The following is a 16724-nucleotide window of genomic DNA, read 5'->3' as shown; positions in this document are numbered from 1 at the left end:
GTGCACAGCACCTCAGGCCGGGTATGCGGTCACCTCCGTGGCCTTCACGCTCGCCCACACCTCCCGGCCGGCGATGAGCTCCAGCTCGGCCACCGCGCCCAGCGTCACCTCCGCGACGAGGTGGACGGCTCCGGTGAGGTGGATCCGGGCCCGCGGGCCGGTCACCGTGACCGCGGCGACCGTGAGCGGCCAGACATTGCGCGCCGAGGTCTGCGGACGCCGGGTGAACAGGGCGACCGCCTCGGGGGCGACGGTGGCCCAGACCGCCTCACCGTGGCGCACGTCCTCGGGCACCTCGGCGAGCACCAGGTGCGCGCCGTCGCCGAGGTCGATGATGTTGGCCGGTGCCTGACCCTCGCTCGCGAGCCCTGTGCCGGAACGGTGTGACACATCCGTGGTCGCAGCGACGGATGTGTCGCACCGTTCGTGCACCAAGGTCTCGTGCACCAGGGTCTCGTGCACCGGGGTCTCGTGCACCAGGGTCCCGCGCAGCAGGTTGAGCCCGACCACCCCGGCGACGTAGGGCGAACGTGGCCGGGAGATGACCTCCGCCGGCGTCCCGGACTGCACCTCCCGTCCCTCCTCGACGAAGACCAGCCGGTCGCCGAGGGTGAGCGCGTCCAGCGCGTCGTGGGTGACCAGCACCGTCACCCCGTCGAACTCCCGCAGCCGGTGCGACAGCTCGGCGCGGGTCGCGGACCGGGTCTGCGGGTCGAGCGCCGACAGCGGCTCGTCCAGCAGCAGCACGGCGGGGTCGGTGGCCAGCGCCCGGGCCAGCGCCGCGCGCTGCGCCTGGCCCTGGGAGACCTGCGCGGGCCGGCGGTCGGCGAGCTCGGCCAGGCCGACCCGGCCCAGCTCGGCGGCGGCGCGCTCGCGGGCGGCGCGGCGCGGCATACCGCGTGACCGGGGGCCGTAGGCGACGTTGTCCAGCAGGCTCAGGTGCGGGAAGAGCAGGGGGTCGGCGAGCAGCATCCCGACGCTGCGGGCCTCGGGCGGCAGGTGCAGGCGGGCGCCGTGGTCGGCCCAGGTCTGGCCGTCCACCCGCACCTGCCCGGAGGTGAGGGTATGCAGCCCCGCCACCGCCTTGAGCGCGGTCGTCTTGCCCGACCCGTTGGGGCCGAGCACCGCGGTGACGCCCCGGTCACAGCGCAGGTCGAGGTCGAGGTGGAAGTCGCCCAGGTCGACGGCGAGCTGGGCCTCCAGCCGGCTCATCGCAACCACCTGCTGCGGAGCAGGCTCAGCACCAGGACGCTGACGAGCAGCATCACCAGCGACAGCGCGATCGCCGCCTGCGGGTCGCTCTCCAGGGCGGAGTAGACCCCGAGCGGGGCGGTCTGGGTCCGGCCCGGGAAGTTGCCGGCGAAGGTGATCGTCGCCCCGAACTCGCCGAGGGCCCGTGCCCAGGCCAGCGCTGACCCGGCGGCGATGCCGGGCAGCACCATCGGGAGAGCGACGGTGGAGAAGGTGCGGACGGGTCCGGCGCCGAGGGTGGCGGCGATCTCGTCGTAGCGGCGGTCCAGGCTGCGCATGGAGCCCTCGACGGAGATGACGTAGAACGGCATCGCGACAAAGATCTCGGCCATGATCACCGCGGCGGTGGTGAACGGCAGGGTGATCCCGAAGGTCTCGTCGAGCCAGCCGCCCAGCACCCCGCGGCGTCCCCAGGTCATGAGCAACGCCACGCCGCCGACCACGGGGGGCAGGACGAGCGGGACCGTGATCAGCGCCCGTCCCCAGGCGGTGAGGGGGTGGTCGGAGCGGGCGAGGAGCCAGGCCAGCGGGGTGCCGACGACCCAGACCACCACCATGGTGATGACCGTGGTGATGGCCGACAGCCGCAGCGCCTGGCCGACGACCGGTGCCGCGAGATGGGTGGTGATGTTGGCCCAGTCGGCCCGGATGAACAGGGCGAGGAGCGGCAGCACGATGAAGGCCACACCCAGCCAAGCCGGCACCAGGAGCGGCAGGCGGGCCCGGGTCGCGCCGCAGGCCCGGGGCGCGCGGCGGGCTCGGGGCGCGCGGCGGGCTCGGGGCGCGCGGCGGGTCCGGGTCGCCCCCCGGGTGCGCAGGCTGCTCACGGTGCGACGAACCCCGCGTCGGTCAGGTGCTGCTGGCCTCGCTCGGACAGCACCTCCCCGACGAACGCCTGGGCCAGGGGAGCGTCGGAGACGGCGAGGATGGGGTAGCTGTTGACGGCGTTGACGTCGTCGGGGATCTCCACACCCAGCACGCGGTCGCCGGCCGTGGCGACGTCGGTGCGGTAGACGATCCCCACGTCGGCCTCGCCGAGCTCGACCTTGGTCAGCGTCGCCCGCACGTCGTGCTCGAGGGAGGCGACGGCCGGGTCGATGCCGAGGGTCTCGAACAGGGTCGCGGTGGCCGCGCCGCACGGGACCTGCTCGGCGCAGACGACGAGCCGGATGCCGTCGTCGGTGAGGTCGTCGACGCCGTTGATCCCGGCCGGGTTGTCCGGTGGCACCGCCAGCTGGAGGCTGTTGCTGGTGAACTCGTGCACCTCGCCGACCCGGTGCTCCTCGGCGAGAGGCTCCAGAGAGCTCATCCCGGCCAGCGCGATGACATCGGCCGGTGCGCCTTCGTTGACCTGCTGGACAATGGTGGAGCTGGCCGCGAAGCTCTGCTCGACGCTCACCCCGGGGTGGTCGGCCTCGAAGTCGTCGGCGACGAGCCGAAAGGCGTCGGTCAGCGACGCGGCCGCGAGCACGGTGAGCGTCTGCGGCCCGGGGGAGTCCGCGGGGCCCTCGGCGGAGCAGCCGCACAGGCCCAGCAGGGCGCCCAGCGCGACGACCCGGAGAGTATGACGTGCTCGGTGGGGCCCTTCCCCGTGCCCTGTCGGGGGTTTCCGGGTGTCCTGTCGGGGGATGGGGCTCATGACGGGGTGCCGACGGTCACATGCGTGGCCTTGACCGAGGCGATCACCACGCTGCCCGGCTCCAGCCCCATCTCCTCGACGGCCTCGGTGGACAGGAGGGACACCAGCCGGAACGGCCCGGCCTGGATGTCGACCTGCGACATCACCGCGTCGCTCTTGACTCGGGTGACGATGCCGCGCATGCGGTTGCGGGCCGAGCTGGACCCGACCGTCCCGACCTCGGCCGGGTGCGCCTGGTCCTGGGCGAGGGCGGCGACGTCCCTGCCCTCGACCACGGTGCGTCCTGCAGCGTCCTTGGCAGCGGGCAGCCGACCGGCCTCGATCGCCCGCCGCACGGTGTCGGAGGACACCCCGAGGAGCTCAGCAGCCTCGCTCACCCGCATCTGCGTCATGAATGCAGTCTATCTGCCGCATCTGCGACAGTGGCGTCGGCAGTCGACGGGTCCGCTCACCCATGCAGCGGGTGCCTACGCACTTAACGTCGGACGCGGCGCTCAAGGACGGCCCGCGCACCCTCCCGGACCACCGAGACGTCGGTGTCGACGGCTACCAGGTCCAGGTCGGCAGGTAGGAGAGGATCCAGGTCCCGGTTTCCTGAGAAGGCCCCGCACAGCACCCCGGCCTCCCGGGCAGCGCGGTGCACCCGGCCGATCGCACCGACGACCTCGTCGTCCACCACGGAGGGCCGTGCCAGCGACAGGGACAGGTCGTACGGGCCGACGAACACCCCGTCGACCCCCGGCAGGGAGGCGATGGCCTCCACGTCGTCCAGCGCCCCGCGGGTCTCCACCATCGGCAGCAGGAGCGGCCGCGCCGGGCCTCCGGTCAGCACCGAGCGGGTCACCCCGGTGCTGCGCACGCCTTCGGGCGGGAAGCGGACCGCCTGCACGAGGGCCGCAGCCTGCGCGGTCGACTCGACCCCCGGCACGATCACCCCGTCCACCCCGGTGTCCAGCACACGCGCCAGGTGGTCCGCCGCCTGCGAGGCCGCCCGCGCCAGGACCGGCACCCTGGCCACCCGCAGCAGCCCCGTGAGGTCCGCGACGTCATACCTCCCGTGCTGCAGGTCGACACCCAGCCAGCCCAGGCCTTCGGTGGGGAGCGCCTCCAGCGAGTCCGGCCCGAGCAGCCCCAACCACAGGCCCATCGGGGAGGTCAGGTCAGTCATCGCAGCGTCCCCCTGTCGGTCCCACCGTCACCCGCAGGACCGTCACCCGCAGAGCTGTCGTCCGGCGGCTGACCCGCGCTCATCTCGCCGCCCACGGGCTCCCACACAGGCCGCTTGGGGCTGATCAGGTCGCCCGAGGACCGGCCCTGCAGCCGCCGCTGGACCCACGGCCCGGCATACACCCGGGCCCACTGGGCGTGGCCCCGCAGTGTCTCGATCGTCCGGGCCGGGGCCTGCGGCGGGAGCGGGGCGCGCCAGTCCGCCTCCTCGGCCGTGTGCCCCAGCGCGAGGTATGCCGTGAGCGCGACCCGGCGGTGCCCCTCCGGCGTCATGTGGATGCGGTCCTCGGACCACATGCGCCAGTCCTTGAGGAAGTCGCAGGCCCACTGGTTGAGCACGTAGCAGCCGTGCCGCTGGGCGATGGACCAGATGTGGGAGATGTAGGTGCCCACGCGGCCGCGGGTGCGGCCGATGATCGGCGCGCCGATCGGGTCGGTGGGGGTGGCCATGAGCACGTCCGCCCCGGTGGCGCGGATCCGTGCGACGGCGTGGTCGAGCTGGACGGCGAGCGCGTCGATATCGGCGCGGGGACGCAGTATGTCGTTGCCGCCCCCGACGATGCTGACCAGGTCCGGCCCCAGGTCGAGGGCCGCCTCGAGCTGGGGACCGGCGACGTCGGCGAGCTTGCGGCCGCGCACGGCCAGGTTGGCGTAGGCGAAGTCGGGGGCGTGCGACGACAGGAGCGCCGCGAGCCGGTCGGCCCAGCCAATGTACGCCCCGGGGGTGGCCGGGTCGGGGTCGCTCATCCCCTCGGTGAACGAGTCGCCGATCGCGACGTAGCGGCTCCAGGCCCGCGGCTGCGGCCGGACGCTGCCGGCCAGGCCGTGCACCGTCGGGCCTGCGTCACCGTGGACCAGCAGGAGCGGACTCTGCTTGTCGGCGGGTTCGGAGGATCGGGTCACGGCAGGCTCCAGTCGATCGGGTCGGCGCCCTGGCGGGCGAGCAGGTCGTTGGTCCGGCTGAACGGACGGCTGCCGAAGAAGCCGCCACGGGCGGACAGCGGAGAAGGGTGGGCGGACTCGACGCGAGGGACCTCACCGAGTCGTGGCCCCAGGGTGCGGGCGTCGCGGCCCCAGAGGATCGCGACCAGTGGCCCGCCGCGGGCGACGAGAGCCTCGATCGCCAGGTCGGTGACCTCCTCCCAACCCTTGCCGCGATGGCTGGCCGGGGCTCCGGGGCGCACCGTGAGCACCCGGTTGAGCAGCATGACCCCGCGCTCCGCCCACGGGGAGAGGTCACCGGTCGAGGGGCGCGCCACGCCGAGGTCGTCGACGAGCTCGGAGTAGATGTTGGCCAGGCTGCGGGGGATCGGCGTGACGTCGGGCGCGACCGAGAAGCTCAGGCCGACGGCATGGCCCGGTGTCGGGTACGGGTCCTGCCCGACGATGAGGACCCGCACCTGGTCCAGCGGCTGCTCGAAGACCCGGAGGACGTGCTGCCCCGCAGGCAGATAGCTGCGCCCGGCCGCCATCTCGGAGCGCAGGAACTCGCCCAGGGCGGCGACGGTCTGCTCGGCGGGGGCCAGCGCCTCCGCCCAGCTCGGGTGCACCAGGTCACGCAGGGGAGTGGCGGGCTTCACGCCGGTCACTGTATGACGTGCCGTGCCGGCTGTGGCGGCAGAGCGTGTCGCCGGTCGGGGGCACAGCGTGTCCCCGGTCGGAAGCAGAGCGTGTCGCCGGTCGGGATCGGCCGCGCGTCGAATGACACGCGTGTAAGTCCGGTGGCCTAGGATGGGGAAACCACTGCCGAGTCGTGCGACGAAAGGACATCTGCATGGGCGCCGTCACCCGCGTGGAGCAGGCCGACCCTTCTTCCGGCCTCTCCGAGCGAGACCGGCAGATCCTGGAGTTCGAGGGCCGGCACTGGACCTACCCGGGGTCGAAGGAGGAGTCCATCAAGGACCTCTTCGACCTCTCCACGACGCGGTACTACCAGATCCTCAACCAGCTCATCGACACCGAGGCCGCCCTGGCCCACAAGCCGCTGCTGGTCAAGCGGCTGCGCCGGGAGCGTGCCCGCCGCCAGCGCACCCGCTCGATGCGCCGGCTGGGCATGCAGGTCTGACCCACTCACGTCATACCGCCCCAGTCCGCGGGGTAGTTTGTGCCTGGGAGGGCCGCACTGGGCCCGTGGACGGCGAGGAGACCGGGTCGATGCAGACCGATGTCCAGATCGCGCAGGCAGCCACACTGAAGCCGATCGGTGAGATCGCGGCGGGGCTGGGGCTGGACGTCAGCGACTACGAGCCGTACGGCCACGACAAGGCCAAGATCAACCTGGACGTGCTCGCCCGGCGCAAGGACCAGCCGGACGGCAAGCTCATCCTGTGCACGGGGATCAACCCGACCGCCGCGGGGGAGGGCAAGACCACGACCAATGTCGGTTTGAGCATGGCGCTCAACCGCATCGGCAAGAAGGCGATGACCACCCTGCGCGAGCCCTCCCTGGGGCCCTGCTTCGGGATGAAGGGCGGCGCGGCCGGTGGCGGCTACGCCCAGGTCGTGCCGATGGACGACATCAACCTGCACTTCACCGGCGACTTCCACGCCATCACCTCGGCCCACAACCTGCTCTCCGCGCTGCTCGACAACTCGATCCACCAGGGCAACCCGCTGGGCATCAACCCCAAGCGGATCGTCTGGAAGCGCGTCCTGGACATGAACGACCGCGCCCTGCGCAACATCGTCATCGGCATGGGCAAGGTCGGCGACGGGGTGGTGCGGGAGTCAGGCTTCGAGATCACCGTGGCCAGCGAGATCATGGCCGCGCTCTGCCTGGCTTCCGGGCTGGAGGACCTCAAGGAGCGGTTCGGCCGGATGATCGTGGCCTACACCTACGACAAGCAGCCGGTGACCGCCGCCCAGCTCGAGGCCCCCGGCGCGATGGCGCTGCTGATGAAGGACGCGATCAAGCCGAACCTGGTGCAGACCCTGGAGAACACGCCCGCGATCATCCACGGCGGCCCGTTCGCCAACATCGCACACGGCAACAACTCCGTGGTCGCCACCCAGACCGCCCTCAAGCTCGCCGACTACGTGGTCACCGAGGCCGGCTTCGGCGCCGACCTGGGCGCCGAGAAGTTCTTCGACATCGTCTGCCCGGCAGGGAATCTCACGCCGGACGCCGTCGTGGTCGTCGCGACCGTCCGTGCCCTGAAGCTCAACGGCGGCCGGGACAAGAAGCAGCTGGCCGAGGAGGACCTCGAGGCGCTCGGAGCCGGGCTGGTCAACCTGGAGCAGCACCTGGAGAACCTGCAGAAGTTCGGCGTCCCCGCCGTGGTCGCGCTCAACCGTTTCCCCACGGACACCGATGCCGAGCTGGACCTGGTCCGGGAGCGCTGCGCCCAGCTCGGCGCCGACGTCGCCCTCTCCGAGGTCTTCGCCCAGGGCGGCGAGGGGGGCGAGGACCTGGCCCGCAAGGTGGTCGAGCTGTGCGAGCAGAACAGCTCCTTCGCCCCGATCTACGACAGCGCCGACAGCCTGCGGACCAAGATCGAGAAGATCGCCACCGAGGTCTACCGCGCCGACGGCGTCGACTTCGTCGGGCCGGCGGTGGCCCAGCTGACCCAGATCGAGCAGGAGGGCTACGGCAACTTGCCGGTGTGCATGGCCAAGACCCAGTACTCCTTCTCTGACGACCCCACCCTGCTCGGCGCGCCACGAGGTTTCCGGATCACCGTCCGCGACCTCGTCGTCAACGCCGGGGCGGGCTTCGTCGTGGCCCTGACCGGCGACATCCTGCGGATGCCCGGCCTGCCCAGGGTGCCCGCGGCCAACGGCATGGACGTCTTCGACGACGGCACGATCGTCGGGCTGTCCTGATGCGCGGCCTCCCCACCGCCCCGTCCTCCCACCCGTCCTCGCGGCCCGCTCCCGCCCGGGGCGCGCGCGCCCCTTCATACACTGGAAGGCATGGCTGAGGTGACCTTCCGGCAGATCGCGACCGGCGTGTACGTGCGCCGGCACGAGGAGCTCAACCTCAACTGCGGCCTCGTCGTGGGCGAGCAGCGGGCGCTGCTCGTGGACACGCGCAGCTTCCACGAGCACGGTATGGAGCTGCTCGCCGCGGTGCGCGAGGTCACCGACCGGGAGGTCGTCGTGGTCAACACGCACGCGCACTACGACCACTGCTTCGGCAACTCCGCCTTCCGCGACTCCCAGATCTACGCTCACGTCGGTGCGGCCGAGGAGCTGCGCCGCTCGGGGGAGGACCAGCGCGAGCAGGTCGTCGCCCATCTGCGTCGCACGCAGCGCGACGACATGGCCAACGCGATGGCCGCCACCGAGATCGTCCTGCCCTTCTACCTGGTCGAGGGGGACACCACGGTCGACCTGGGCGGGCGCAGCGTGGAGCTGCTCTACGCCGGCCGCGGGCACACCGACCACGACCTGGCGGTGGCGGCGCCGGACGTCGGGGTGGTCTTCGCCGGCGACCTCGTCGAGGAGGGCGCGGACCCGGCGATGGAGGACTCCTTCCCGCTGGAGTGGGCGCAGACCCTGCGTGGGCTGGCGGCCAAGGCCCCTGCGGCGGACGCCGACCTCTGGGTCCCGGGGCACGGTGACGTGGTGGACCGCGCCTTCGTCGACGAGCAGGCGGACGTCCTGGCCGAGCTGGCCGCACGGTGCTCCGAGGTCGTCTCGGACGGCGGCGTCGGGGTCGAGGCCTTCGTCAGCGCGTGCCGGGGGATCGGGCTGGAGACGCACACCCTGCGCGAGGCGGCGGTGCGGGTCCTGGAGCTGCGGCACTAGCCCGCCTGGCATTTGCACTCAAGGGGGTCGAGTGCTAATGATGGACCTAGCACTCTCATGGTGAGAGTGATAATCCTGACCGGCCTGTCGAGGGCCGGGTGGCGGGACGACCTGAGCCCCGTCCGCCCGGTTCGTCCGTCGCGGGCGGCACCCGGTCATCCGATCGTCCACGTGTGGAGGAACCAGCGCAGATGGCTAAGACCATTGCATTCGACGAGGAGGCTCGCCGGGGTCTCGAAAAGGGTATGAACACCCTGGCCGACGCCGTCAAGGTGACCCTTGGCCCCAAGGGCCGCAACGTCGTGCTCGAGAAGAAGTGGGGTGCGCCCACCATCACCAACGATGGCGTGAGCATCGCCAAGGAGATCGAGCTCGAGGAGCCCTACGAGAAGATCGGCGCCGAGCTGGTCAAGGAGGTCGCCAAGAAGACCGACGACGTCGCGGGTGACGGCACCACCACCGCGACCGTCCTGGCCCAGGCCATGGTCAAGGAGGGCCTGCGCAACGTCGCCGCCGGCGCCAACCCGATGGCCCTCAAGCGCGGCATCGAGGTCGCCGTGAAGGCGGTCAACGACGAGCTGCTGGCCCAGGCCAAGCCGGTGGAGACCAAGGAGCAGATCGCGCAGTCCGCGTCCATCTCCGCGGCCGACAACGAGATCGGCGAGATGATCGCCGAGGCCATGGACAAGGTGGGCAACGAGGGTGTCATCACCGTCGAGGAGTCCAACACTTTCGGCCTGGAGCTGGAGCTCACCGAGGGTATGCGGTTCGACAAGGGCTACATCAGCCCCTACTTCGTCACCGACACCGAGCGCATGGAGTCCGTCCTCGAGGACCCCTACGTCCTCGTCGTGAACTCCAAGATCTCCTCGGTCAAGGACCTGCTGCCGCTGCTGGAGAAGGTCATGCAGTCCGGCAAGCCGCTGGCGATCATCGCCGAGGACGTCGAGGGCGAGGCCCTGGCGACCCTGGTGGTCAACAAGATCCGCGGCAACTTCAAGTCCGTCGCCGTCAAGGCGCCGGGCTTCGGTGACCGCCGCAAGGCCATGCTCGGCGACATCGCCATCCTCACCGGTGGCCAGGTCATCTCCGAGGAGGTCGGCCTGAAGCTGGAGACCGCCGAGCTCGACCTGCTGGGCACCGCCCGCAAGGTGGTCGTCACCAAGGACGAGACCACGATCGTCGAGGGCGGCGGCGACGCCGACCAGATCGCCGGTCGCGTCGCGCAGATCCGTGCCGAGATCGACAACTCCGACTCCGACTACGACCGCGAGAAGCTCCAGGAGCGCCTGGCCAAGCTCGCCGGTGGGGTCGCCGTCATCAAGGCCGGCGCCGCGACCGAGGTGGAGCTCAAGGAGCGCAAGCACCGCATCGAGGACGCCGTGCGCAACGCCAAGGCGGCCGTCGAGGAGGGCATCGTCGCCGGTGGTGGCGTGGCCCTCATCCAGGCCTCCGGCGCCTTCGACGGTCTGTCCCTGGAGGGTGACGAGGCGACCGGCGCGAACATCGTCAAGGTCGCGATCGAGGCCCCGCTGAAGCAGATCGCCATCAACGCGGGCCTCGAGGGCGGCGTCATCGCGGAGAAGGTGCGCAACCTGCCCGCCGGCGAAGGCCTGAACGCCGCCAACGGCGAGTACGGCAACATGCTGTCCTTCGGCATCGCCGACCCGGTGAAGGTGACCCGTTCTGCCCTGCAGAACGCCGCCTCCATCGCGGCGCTCTTCCTCACCACCGAGGCCGTCATCGCCGACAAGCCGGAGAAGACCCCGGCCATGCCGGCCGGCGCCGACGGTGGCATGGGCGGCATGGACTTCTGATCCAGCCTCCCGCCGGGCGGCTCGACCGGAGCCCGGCGACGAGCACGACAGGGCGGCCCTCGCAGATCTGCTGCGGGGGCCGCCCTGCGGCGTCCCGGGGCCATGGCTCGGGGTGACGCCAGGGGCAGCCACGCCGCCGGGGGTCGGGGGTCGGGGCGGGAGCCGGGTCAGGCCGGCGTGAAGCGCATCCGGTTGGTCTGCTCGACCAGCTCGTAGTCCTGGCCCGCGGTGCGCAGCGTCGTGGAGATCTGCTGCAGGCTCGTCCGCACCCGTTCCTGCGTGGCGCTCCAGTCCTGGGTCACCGTGTGGAACTGACCCGCGGCCGAGCCCCGCCAGCAGTCCTGCAGCGCGTTGAGCTTGGCCATCATCGCGCGGACCTCGGACTCGATGCTGGCCGCGATGCGCTCGATGTCCCCGGACGCGGCAGCGATCCGGGCGGTGTCGACGGCAAAGGTGTTGCTCATGGTTCATCCCCTCCAGTGGTGGGCGACGGTCTGCCACCCGGTGCACCTGACGCTAGGCCGGGGTGGTCACGTCCCGCAGGAGTTATCCACAGTGCTGCTCGGTCGACAGCGATCGACGACGGCGTCGACGGCCCGGATGCTCGGCTGTCCATGGGTGAGGCTTGACGGCAGCACCGCACCTGCCCGCGGGTAAGGTCGCTGCGTGACCGTGCTCATCGACCCGCCAGCCTGGGCCGCGCACGGGCGCCTCTTCTCCCACCTCGCCAGCGACACCTCCCTCGAGGAGCTGCACGAGGTTGCCCGGCGGGCGGGACTGCCGCCGCAGGCCTTCGAGGGCGACCACTACGACGTGCCGCAGGAGCGGTATGCCGACGCCGTCGCCGCGGGCGCCGTGCCGGTGCCGGCGGGCGAGCTGGCCCGACGCCTGCGGGACAGCGGGCTGCGCTTCCGCAAGCGGCGGGGCGAGCGGCCCCTGGGGCGGCGCCCGAACGGGCTGGAGTGGATCCCCGACGAGCACGTCGTCGAGGTCGTGGCCTCGGCACTGGAGCCACCCTCGTCGGCCGGGGCCGCCGTGATCCTGGTGACCACCGCCGACCTGCTCCTGCTCGTGCGCAACACCAGCCGACAGGGCTGGGCCGCGCCCGGAGGTAAGCGTGACCCCGGCGAGACCGTCCGACAGACCGCCGTCCGTGAGCTCCGCGAGGAGGTGGGCCTGAGCCTGGACCCCGACCACTTGGTGCCGGTCGGCTACCAGCGGATCCTCTTCCCCTCCCAGGCCGCGGCACCCCCGCCCTGGGACCAGACCAACCACCTGGCTGTCTTCGGTGCCCCGCTGCCCGCGCCCGAGCCGCTGCGCCCAGACCCGACCGAGATCGCCGAGGCAGAGTGGCTGTCCTGGACAGAGGCGGAGCGGCGCGCCGGCGGGCAGGTGTTCTGGCCGCTCCTGGCCCGGTGGCGCGACCGGCCGCAGGGACCCTGACCAGAGCCGACCGGCCGGGGCGCCCACGCGTCACCCCAGGTGCTTCAGCGCCTCGCGGCGGCTGAGCGGGCTCAGCCGGTCGGCATACCGCTCGAGGAGGTTTACGACCCAGGCTGGGTCGGTCCTCGCGTGCTGGCGTAGCGCCCAGCCGATCGCTTTCCGCACGAAGAACCGGTCACCGAAGTCGCTGTCGGTGAGGTTCGCCGCGATGCAGCGCTCCAGCAGGGCGGTGTCGGTCTCCTCGCGGTGCCCCAGCTGGGACAGGATCGCCGTGCGGCGAAGCCAGAGGTCGTCCGCACCGGCCCACGCCTCGATGACCGGTGTGACACTCCTCCGGTGCCTCAGCAGCACCGGCCCGACCAGGCGGGTGGCGATCTGGTCGACCAGGTCCCACCATGCACCGGTCACGACGAGGTGCCGGTGGAGCGTGAGCACGGAGGGGTCCTGCCACGCCCGCGCTGACCGGTGCTGGGCGAGGGCGAGCGCGGCATACCGCTGCTCACGATGGGTGGCGCCGTCCCACAGTTCGCGCACGGTGGCCTCCCAGACCAGTCGGTCGTCGGGGGCATGCTGCCGCAGGACCGGGACGAGGATCCGCCGCAGGTCGGGGGTGGTGATGCCGTGGAAGGGCATCGCGCTCTTCATGTAGGCCTGCTGCCCGGCGGCGCGGTCAGGGTCCGCCGCCTCGGTCAGGGCCGAGCGGACCGCGTCGACGAGCGCGACGTCATAGCCGAACGCGACGTCATACCCCATCGGGTGGTGCTCCGGGGTCGGTGGAGAGGTCGGCGAGCTCGGCGGCGAGGTTGGCACGAGCCCGGTCGGTCCAGGCCAGGTGGGCGTGCGAGGTGCGGTAGAGGCGCTCGCGGTGCAGGAAGGGACCCATGATCGCGGCCCGGCCGCGAGCGAAGTCAGGGTCGGGCACGTGGGCGTACTCCCGACGCACCTGCCTGCGGTAGGCCGCGTAGCGCTCGACGGGGGCACCGAGGATCCACAGGTCCGCGTCGTGCACGGCGTCCAGCACCCGGGGCGTCGCCGCGCGCGACGGGACCTCGTGGCCGAAGGTCATCAGCACCCCCGCCTCGATGACCTCGACGGTCGCGGTGTGCACCCCCAGCCGGTGGAGGTGGTCGCGCGCCATCATGGCCGAGCGGTGCTCGTTGCTGCCCGCCGCGGCGCGAGGGTCGTAGACGAGGTCGTGGTACCAGAGGACTCCCCGCACCACCAGCGCCTCGTCGGCGTCCACCTCGCCTGCTTCCTCCAGCTCGTCCACCGCGGCCAGCGTCTCGGCGAGGTGCTCGGCGGTGTGGTAGCTCCGGTGCGGCTCGGACCAGCCGCGTAGCAGCAGCGAGCCTTCGGCCAGCCACAGGTCTCGCCCGGCGTCCGGCGCCAGCTGGGCCGCGTCGGAGAGCCACCGGTCCAGCAGCGGTTCGGCGAGTGCCGCGACGGGCGAGGTCATCGTGCGGGGCTCCTTGTGGCAGGCGGAGACTCCACTGTGCCATGCGGGCGGCCGGGCCCGGCACTGATGGTCGAGCCGTGCGGGTTGGGCGGTCGCGAAGGTCGAGGTGACAGCGCCGAGGTGGGAGGGCCGAGGAGATAACGTTCCGCGGAACGCCTCATCACCGCAGGTCACGGCGTTGGCAGCCCGTTCTGGAGGGTATGTCGGGCCTCGCCGCTAGCGTGCAGGCACAGCCCGGAGGGGCCGGGTGGGGAAGGAGGGGCGAGATGGAGAAGAGGATCGAGAAGAGCGCTGCCGAGTCGGCCGATACTGGGGGAGAGGCCGGACGCCGCGTCACCGCCGGGATGGGCTCAGCACGCCCGACCCAGGACGACCTGGCAGCCCTGGGTGATGAGATCGCCCAGCTGGCGGGACAGATCGCTGCGGCCGAGGCCCGGTTTCTCCGGCTGCTGGGGGAGTTCGACGCCTGGGGCGGCTGGGGTGGCCCGGGAATCCGCTCCCTCGCACAGTGGTTGTCGTGGCGAGCCGGGATGAGTTTGCGCACTGCTCAGGAGCACATCCGCATGGCGCGAGCGCTCCGGCGGCTACCGTCGATCAGCCGAGCGTTCGAGGCGGGGGAGCTGTCCTTCTCCAAGGTGCGGGCGCTGACGCGGGTGGCGACGCCGATGAACGAGGACAGCCTGGCCAGGATGGCCAAGAACGCGCCCGCGGCCCACGTCGAGCGGGTCGTGGCGGGCCTTCGCAAGGTGCCGCTGCCGAAGCCGCGGCCATGGGACCCGCAGTCAGGTGGTGCCGGTCCAACACGCGGCGAGCCGGGCGAGGAGGGCGTGGAAGGGCGAGACAGCGGCGCGGAGGGTGAGGCGCCGACACCGGAGGAGCCGGAGCCTGGAGCGCAGGGATCGGGTGAGGAAAGGCCACCAACGCAGGAGCCGGATCAACAGGGGGCTCGAGCGCAGGAGCCGGGTCACGGGGCGGCGGCCGAGACGAGGCCCGGCGGATCAGGCCAGCCTTCCGCTGAGCCCGGCGCGGTCGGCGAGCCGCGAACGGCCCCGTCGCAACGGCTTCGATGGCGGTGGGATGAGGAGACGGACGAACTTGTCGTGTGGGGCCGTTTCGGGGGAGCCGACGGGAAGGTCCTCCTGGCGGCCCTGACCAGGGCGGAGCTGGAGCGCATCCGGACGCAGCAGCACGAGGACGGAGGAAGGGCCGAAGAAGGTCAGCAGCAGGATAGGGGCGGGAGGGGTGAGCCGGTCGATCCGGGTGGATCCTCGGACGCCGTGGACCGCACCGCCCCGCCGCCGTCGGACGCCGGGCCGGCCCTGATCGCGCTGGCGCAGATAGGACTGGCCGCTCAGCATGCTCCTGCCCACGCTGCGGCCGCCGAGGTCATCTACCTGCACGTCGCGGACGACGGGGGACAGGCATCAGAGGTGGACGGCGGTCGAACCGGCCGGGTCAGCGCGGACGAGGGGCCGGTCCTCGACAAGGACGCCGGGGAGGAGGTGCTGTGCGGAGCCTCCGCCCGGTGCGTGGTGCAGGGAGCGAAGGGCTCGGTGTTGGCGTACGGCCGCAGACGTCGCCTGTTCTCCGCGACCCAGCTCAAGGCACTGCGGCTGGGGGACGGCTGCTGCCAGACCCCCGGATGCGGTCGGACCCGCTTCCTGCACGCCCACCATGTCGTGTACTGGTGGCACGGCGGACTGACCGACCTCGACAACGCCGTCCTGCTGTGCAGCGCGTGCCATCGTGCGGTGCACCTAGGTCGACTGCGGATCACCGCCCTCGGCGACCAGCAGTTCGAGTTCGTCGACGCGACCTCCGACGACGTCATCCACCCTGCTCCCGCCGTCGCTGGGCAGGCGGACCGCATCCTCGCGCAGCGGACCATCGGTCCTCGGACCGTGACCGGCGGCTGGTTCGGCGAGCCTCTGGACATCAGCGCAGTGACGGCGGAGCTGATCGCCTACTGGAGGCAGCAGGATCCGGCGTCAGCCTCCGTCATGACCGGCGGCGGGTCGTCCGACACCTGGGATGACGCCTTCGGTGACGAGGTGGCGTGGGACGACCCCCGACGCGGTACCTGGGAGGTGGTGACGGATCGGCAGGTCTCTGCGGAACCGGACGAGGCGGCGTAGACAGGGTTGCTCTCGGGGTGTCGGGGGTGTCGGGGGTGTCGGAGGTGTCGGGGCTGTCCGGTTCCTTCGGGACCTGGGCGTCCCCGGCGGTCAGTGCTCCGAGGACAGCGTGGTGAGCGAGGCGGCCACGCGAGCGGGGGCACGACCAAGCGCCCCCGGAACGAGGGTCACGGGGGCGCGAGGAGGTCGGGTCAGCGACGGAGGAGAGGTCGGGTCAGCGACGCACGAGGGAGTCGGCGAGGTCGGCCAGGGCGTCGGCCAGGTCCTCGCGCTTGTCGTGCGCGGTCGACATGGCCGAGCCGATCAGGCCGGACACCCCGCTCTTGCTCTTGGAGCTGCCGGAGCTCAGCGCGCCGGTGATGCCGTGGCCCACCGAGCTCGCCGCGCCGGTGACGCCGCCGGCCACCGCACCGGCCGCGCCGGTGACGCCGCCCACGACGTTCTTGGCCGCGCTCTTGGTGCCGGAGAGGAAGGACTGCAGCGCCAGGGTCAGACCGGCGCCCACCAGCCAGACGTCCTTGGCCAGCGAGGTGCCCTCGGCGGTCGGGCGGATCCCGTCGTCCTGGGTCATGCCCGGGGTCTTCAGGTACATCCCGGTCAGCGCGGCACCGAAGCCGGCCAGGCCAGCGCCGGCCACGGCGGACGGCACCTTGGGGATGAGCAGCGCCGCACCCAGGCCGATCTCGCCGTAGGCGAGCAGCTTGCCGAACTCGGCCGGCTTCAGGTCCTTGAGGATCGGGTAGACACCGGACGCCCACCCGTGCATCTGCTCCTGCTCCTCCGGCTCGGCCTTGAGCTTGTTGATGCCGGAGTTCAGGATGTAGGCGCCGGTGGCGACGCGCAGCGGGACATGGGTGGGGTGCATGGTCGCTCCTTCTGTGGAGGGGAGGGGGTCCGTGGTCCCACCGTATGCCTTGTGGCCCCGGCCTGCGACCCGGCCCCACGTAAGATGCCGGGTGAATCACGCCGCTCCCGCCCCTCGACCACCCTGGCAGGACCAGGCGTGC

17 protein-coding genes are annotated in these 16724 nt (G+C 71.9%); 6 read left to right on the top strand and 11 right to left on the bottom strand.

Annotated features, from left to right (window positions below; all coding sequences use genetic code 11):
- Nucleotides 1-12 precede the first annotated feature (12 nt).
- The 7 genes from ESZ52_RS15325 to ESZ52_RS15295 form a co-directional block, all read right to left on the bottom strand.
- Complete coding sequence (locus ESZ52_RS15325; RefSeq protein WP_131105694.1) at nucleotides 13-1212, bottom strand: ABC transporter ATP-binding protein; 1200 nt, start codon at nucleotides 1210-1212, stop codon at nucleotides 13-15.
- Nucleotides 1209-2078 (bottom strand): ABC transporter permease, encoded by an 870-nt coding sequence (locus ESZ52_RS15320; protein ID WP_238154646.1) that lies wholly within the window; start codon nucleotides 2076-2078, stop codon nucleotides 1209-1211. Before ESZ52_RS15320 ends, ESZ52_RS15325 begins: the two co-directional genes overlap by 4 nt.
- A complete protein-coding gene (modA, locus tag ESZ52_RS15315; protein ID WP_202865351.1) occupies nucleotides 2075-2722 on the bottom strand; it encodes a molybdate ABC transporter substrate-binding protein in 648 nt (215 codons plus the stop codon). Before modA ends, ESZ52_RS15320 begins: the two co-directional genes overlap by 4 nt.
- Before the next feature lie 164 nt (nucleotides 2723-2886).
- A complete protein-coding gene (locus tag ESZ52_RS15310; RefSeq protein ID WP_131105692.1) occupies nucleotides 2887-3282 on the bottom strand; it encodes a TOBE domain-containing protein in 396 nt (131 codons plus the stop codon).
- A gap of 83 nt (nucleotides 3283-3365) precedes the next feature.
- Nucleotides 3366-4058, bottom strand: coding sequence for an HpcH/HpaI aldolase family protein (locus ESZ52_RS15305; protein WP_131105691.1), 693 nt, complete (start codon nucleotides 4056-4058; stop codon nucleotides 3366-3368).
- Entirely contained in the window at nucleotides 4055-4939 is an 885-nt protein-coding gene (locus ESZ52_RS15300; protein WP_272948417.1) for an SGNH/GDSL hydrolase family protein, read from the bottom strand. The genes ESZ52_RS15305 and ESZ52_RS15300 overlap by 4 nt, the downstream gene beginning before the upstream one ends.
- Before the next feature lie 77 nt (nucleotides 4940-5016).
- Complete coding sequence (locus ESZ52_RS15295; protein WP_131105689.1) at nucleotides 5017-5697, bottom strand: uracil-DNA glycosylase; 681 nt, start codon at nucleotides 5695-5697, stop codon at nucleotides 5017-5019.
- Between the two features lie 194 nt (nucleotides 5698-5891).
- Between ESZ52_RS15295 and ESZ52_RS15290 the strand changes: the two genes are divergently transcribed.
- The 4 genes from ESZ52_RS15290 (at nucleotide 5892) to groL (ending at nucleotide 10683) form a co-directional block, all read left to right on the top strand.
- On the top strand, nucleotides 5892-6182 hold the full coding sequence (locus tag ESZ52_RS15290) for a DUF3263 domain-containing protein (protein ID WP_131105688.1): 291 nt from the start codon (nucleotides 5892-5894) through the stop codon (nucleotides 6180-6182).
- A gap of 89 nt (nucleotides 6183-6271) precedes the next feature.
- Complete coding sequence (locus tag ESZ52_RS15285) at nucleotides 6272-7939, top strand: formate--tetrahydrofolate ligase (protein WP_131105687.1); 1668 nt, start codon at nucleotides 6272-6274, stop codon at nucleotides 7937-7939.
- 90 nt (nucleotides 7940-8029) lie between these two features.
- Nucleotides 8030-8866 carry an MBL fold metallo-hydrolase gene (locus tag ESZ52_RS15280; RefSeq protein WP_131105686.1) on the top strand — a complete coding sequence of 279 codons (837 nt, stop codon included), beginning with the start codon at nucleotides 8030-8032 and terminating at the stop codon, nucleotides 8864-8866.
- Between the two features lie 191 nt (nucleotides 8867-9057).
- Nucleotides 9058-10683 carry a chaperonin GroEL gene (gene groL, locus ESZ52_RS15275; RefSeq protein ID WP_131105685.1) on the top strand — a complete coding sequence of 542 codons (1626 nt, stop codon included), beginning with the start codon at nucleotides 9058-9060 and terminating at the stop codon, nucleotides 10681-10683.
- A 167-nt stretch (nucleotides 10684-10850) separates the two neighbouring features.
- On the opposite strand, the gene ESZ52_RS15270 is transcribed toward groL, so the two are convergent.
- A complete protein-coding gene (locus tag ESZ52_RS15270) occupies nucleotides 10851-11147 on the bottom strand; it encodes a WXG100 family type VII secretion target (protein WP_131105684.1) in 297 nt (98 codons plus the stop codon).
- A 202-nt stretch (nucleotides 11148-11349) separates the two neighbouring features.
- Here ESZ52_RS15270 and ESZ52_RS15265 point away from each other — a divergent pair, with 202 nt between their 5' ends.
- The gene (locus ESZ52_RS15265) at nucleotides 11350-12126 is read left to right on the top strand and encodes a DUF4031 domain-containing protein (protein ID WP_131105683.1); all 777 of its coding nucleotides are present in this window, start codon (nucleotides 11350-11352) and stop codon (nucleotides 12124-12126) included.
- Nucleotides 12127-12156: 30 nt separating this feature from the next.
- On the opposite strand, the gene ESZ52_RS15260 is transcribed toward ESZ52_RS15265, so the two are convergent.
- Together ESZ52_RS15260 and ESZ52_RS15255 are read right to left on the bottom strand one after the other, a co-directional pair.
- A complete protein-coding gene (locus ESZ52_RS15260) occupies nucleotides 12157-12879 on the bottom strand; it encodes a DNA alkylation repair protein (RefSeq protein WP_131105682.1) in 723 nt (240 codons plus the stop codon).
- Nucleotides 12869-13582 (bottom strand): HD domain-containing protein, encoded by a 714-nt coding sequence (locus ESZ52_RS15255; RefSeq protein WP_131105681.1) that lies wholly within the window; start codon nucleotides 13580-13582, stop codon nucleotides 12869-12871. The genes ESZ52_RS15260 and ESZ52_RS15255 overlap by 11 nt, the downstream gene beginning before the upstream one ends.
- Nucleotides 13583-13848: 266 nt before the next feature.
- Between ESZ52_RS15255 and ESZ52_RS15250 the strand changes: the two genes are divergently transcribed.
- Entirely contained in the window at nucleotides 13849-15717 is a 1869-nt protein-coding gene (locus ESZ52_RS15250) for a DUF222 domain-containing protein (RefSeq protein WP_131105680.1), read from the top strand.
- Between the two features lie 214 nt (nucleotides 15718-15931).
- Here the strand turns inward: ESZ52_RS15250 and ESZ52_RS20025 are convergent, their stop codons facing one another.
- A complete protein-coding gene (locus ESZ52_RS20025; protein WP_202865350.1) occupies nucleotides 15932-16582 on the bottom strand; it encodes a hypothetical protein in 651 nt (216 codons plus the stop codon).
- Nucleotides 16583-16724: the final 142 nt, after the last annotated feature.

Source organism: Ornithinimicrobium sufpigmenti, assembly GCF_004322775.1.
Taxonomy (GTDB): domain Bacteria; phylum Actinomycetota; class Actinomycetes; order Actinomycetales; family Dermatophilaceae; genus Ornithinicoccus; species Ornithinicoccus sufpigmenti.
Note: the sequence above shows the minus strand (reverse complement) of the source record. Positions and strands in the feature narration are given on the sequence as shown.

Excerpts from the sequence above, each read along its gene's own strand:
- ESZ52_RS15325 (WP_131105694.1), bottom strand. The coding sequence starts at position 1,212 with ATGAGCCGGCTGGAGGCCCAGCTCGCCGTCGACCTGGGCGACTTCCAC.
- ESZ52_RS15310 (WP_131105692.1), bottom strand. The coding sequence starts at position 3,282 with ATGACGCAGATGCGGGTGAGCGAGGCTGCTGAGCTCCTCGGGGTGTCC.
- ESZ52_RS15305 (WP_131105691.1), bottom strand. The coding sequence starts at position 4,058 with ATGACTGACCTGACCTCCCCGATGGGCCTGTGGTTGGGGCTGCTCGGG.
- ESZ52_RS15290 (WP_131105688.1), top strand. The coding sequence starts at position 5,892 with ATGGGCGCCGTCACCCGCGTGGAGCAGGCCGACCCTTCTTCCGGCCTC.
- ESZ52_RS15285 (WP_131105687.1), top strand. The coding sequence starts at position 6,272 with ATGCAGACCGATGTCCAGATCGCGCAGGCAGCCACACTGAAGCCGATC.
- ESZ52_RS15280 (WP_131105686.1), top strand. The coding sequence starts at position 8,030 with ATGGCTGAGGTGACCTTCCGGCAGATCGCGACCGGCGTGTACGTGCGC.
- groL (WP_131105685.1), top strand. The coding sequence starts at position 9,058 with ATGGCTAAGACCATTGCATTCGACGAGGAGGCTCGCCGGGGTCTCGAA.
- ESZ52_RS15270 (WP_131105684.1), bottom strand. The coding sequence starts at position 11,147 with ATGAGCAACACCTTTGCCGTCGACACCGCCCGGATCGCTGCCGCGTCC.
- ESZ52_RS15260 (WP_131105682.1), bottom strand. The coding sequence starts at position 12,879 with ATGGGGTATGACGTCGCGTTCGGCTATGACGTCGCGCTCGTCGACGCG.
- ESZ52_RS15255 (WP_131105681.1), bottom strand. The coding sequence starts at position 13,582 with ATGACCTCGCCCGTCGCGGCACTCGCCGAACCGCTGCTGGACCGGTGG.
- ESZ52_RS15250 (WP_131105680.1), top strand. The coding sequence starts at position 13,849 with ATGGAGAAGAGGATCGAGAAGAGCGCTGCCGAGTCGGCCGATACTGGG.
- ESZ52_RS20025 (WP_202865350.1), bottom strand. The coding sequence starts at position 16,582 with ATGCACCCCACCCATGTCCCGCTGCGCGTCGCCACCGGCGCCTACATC.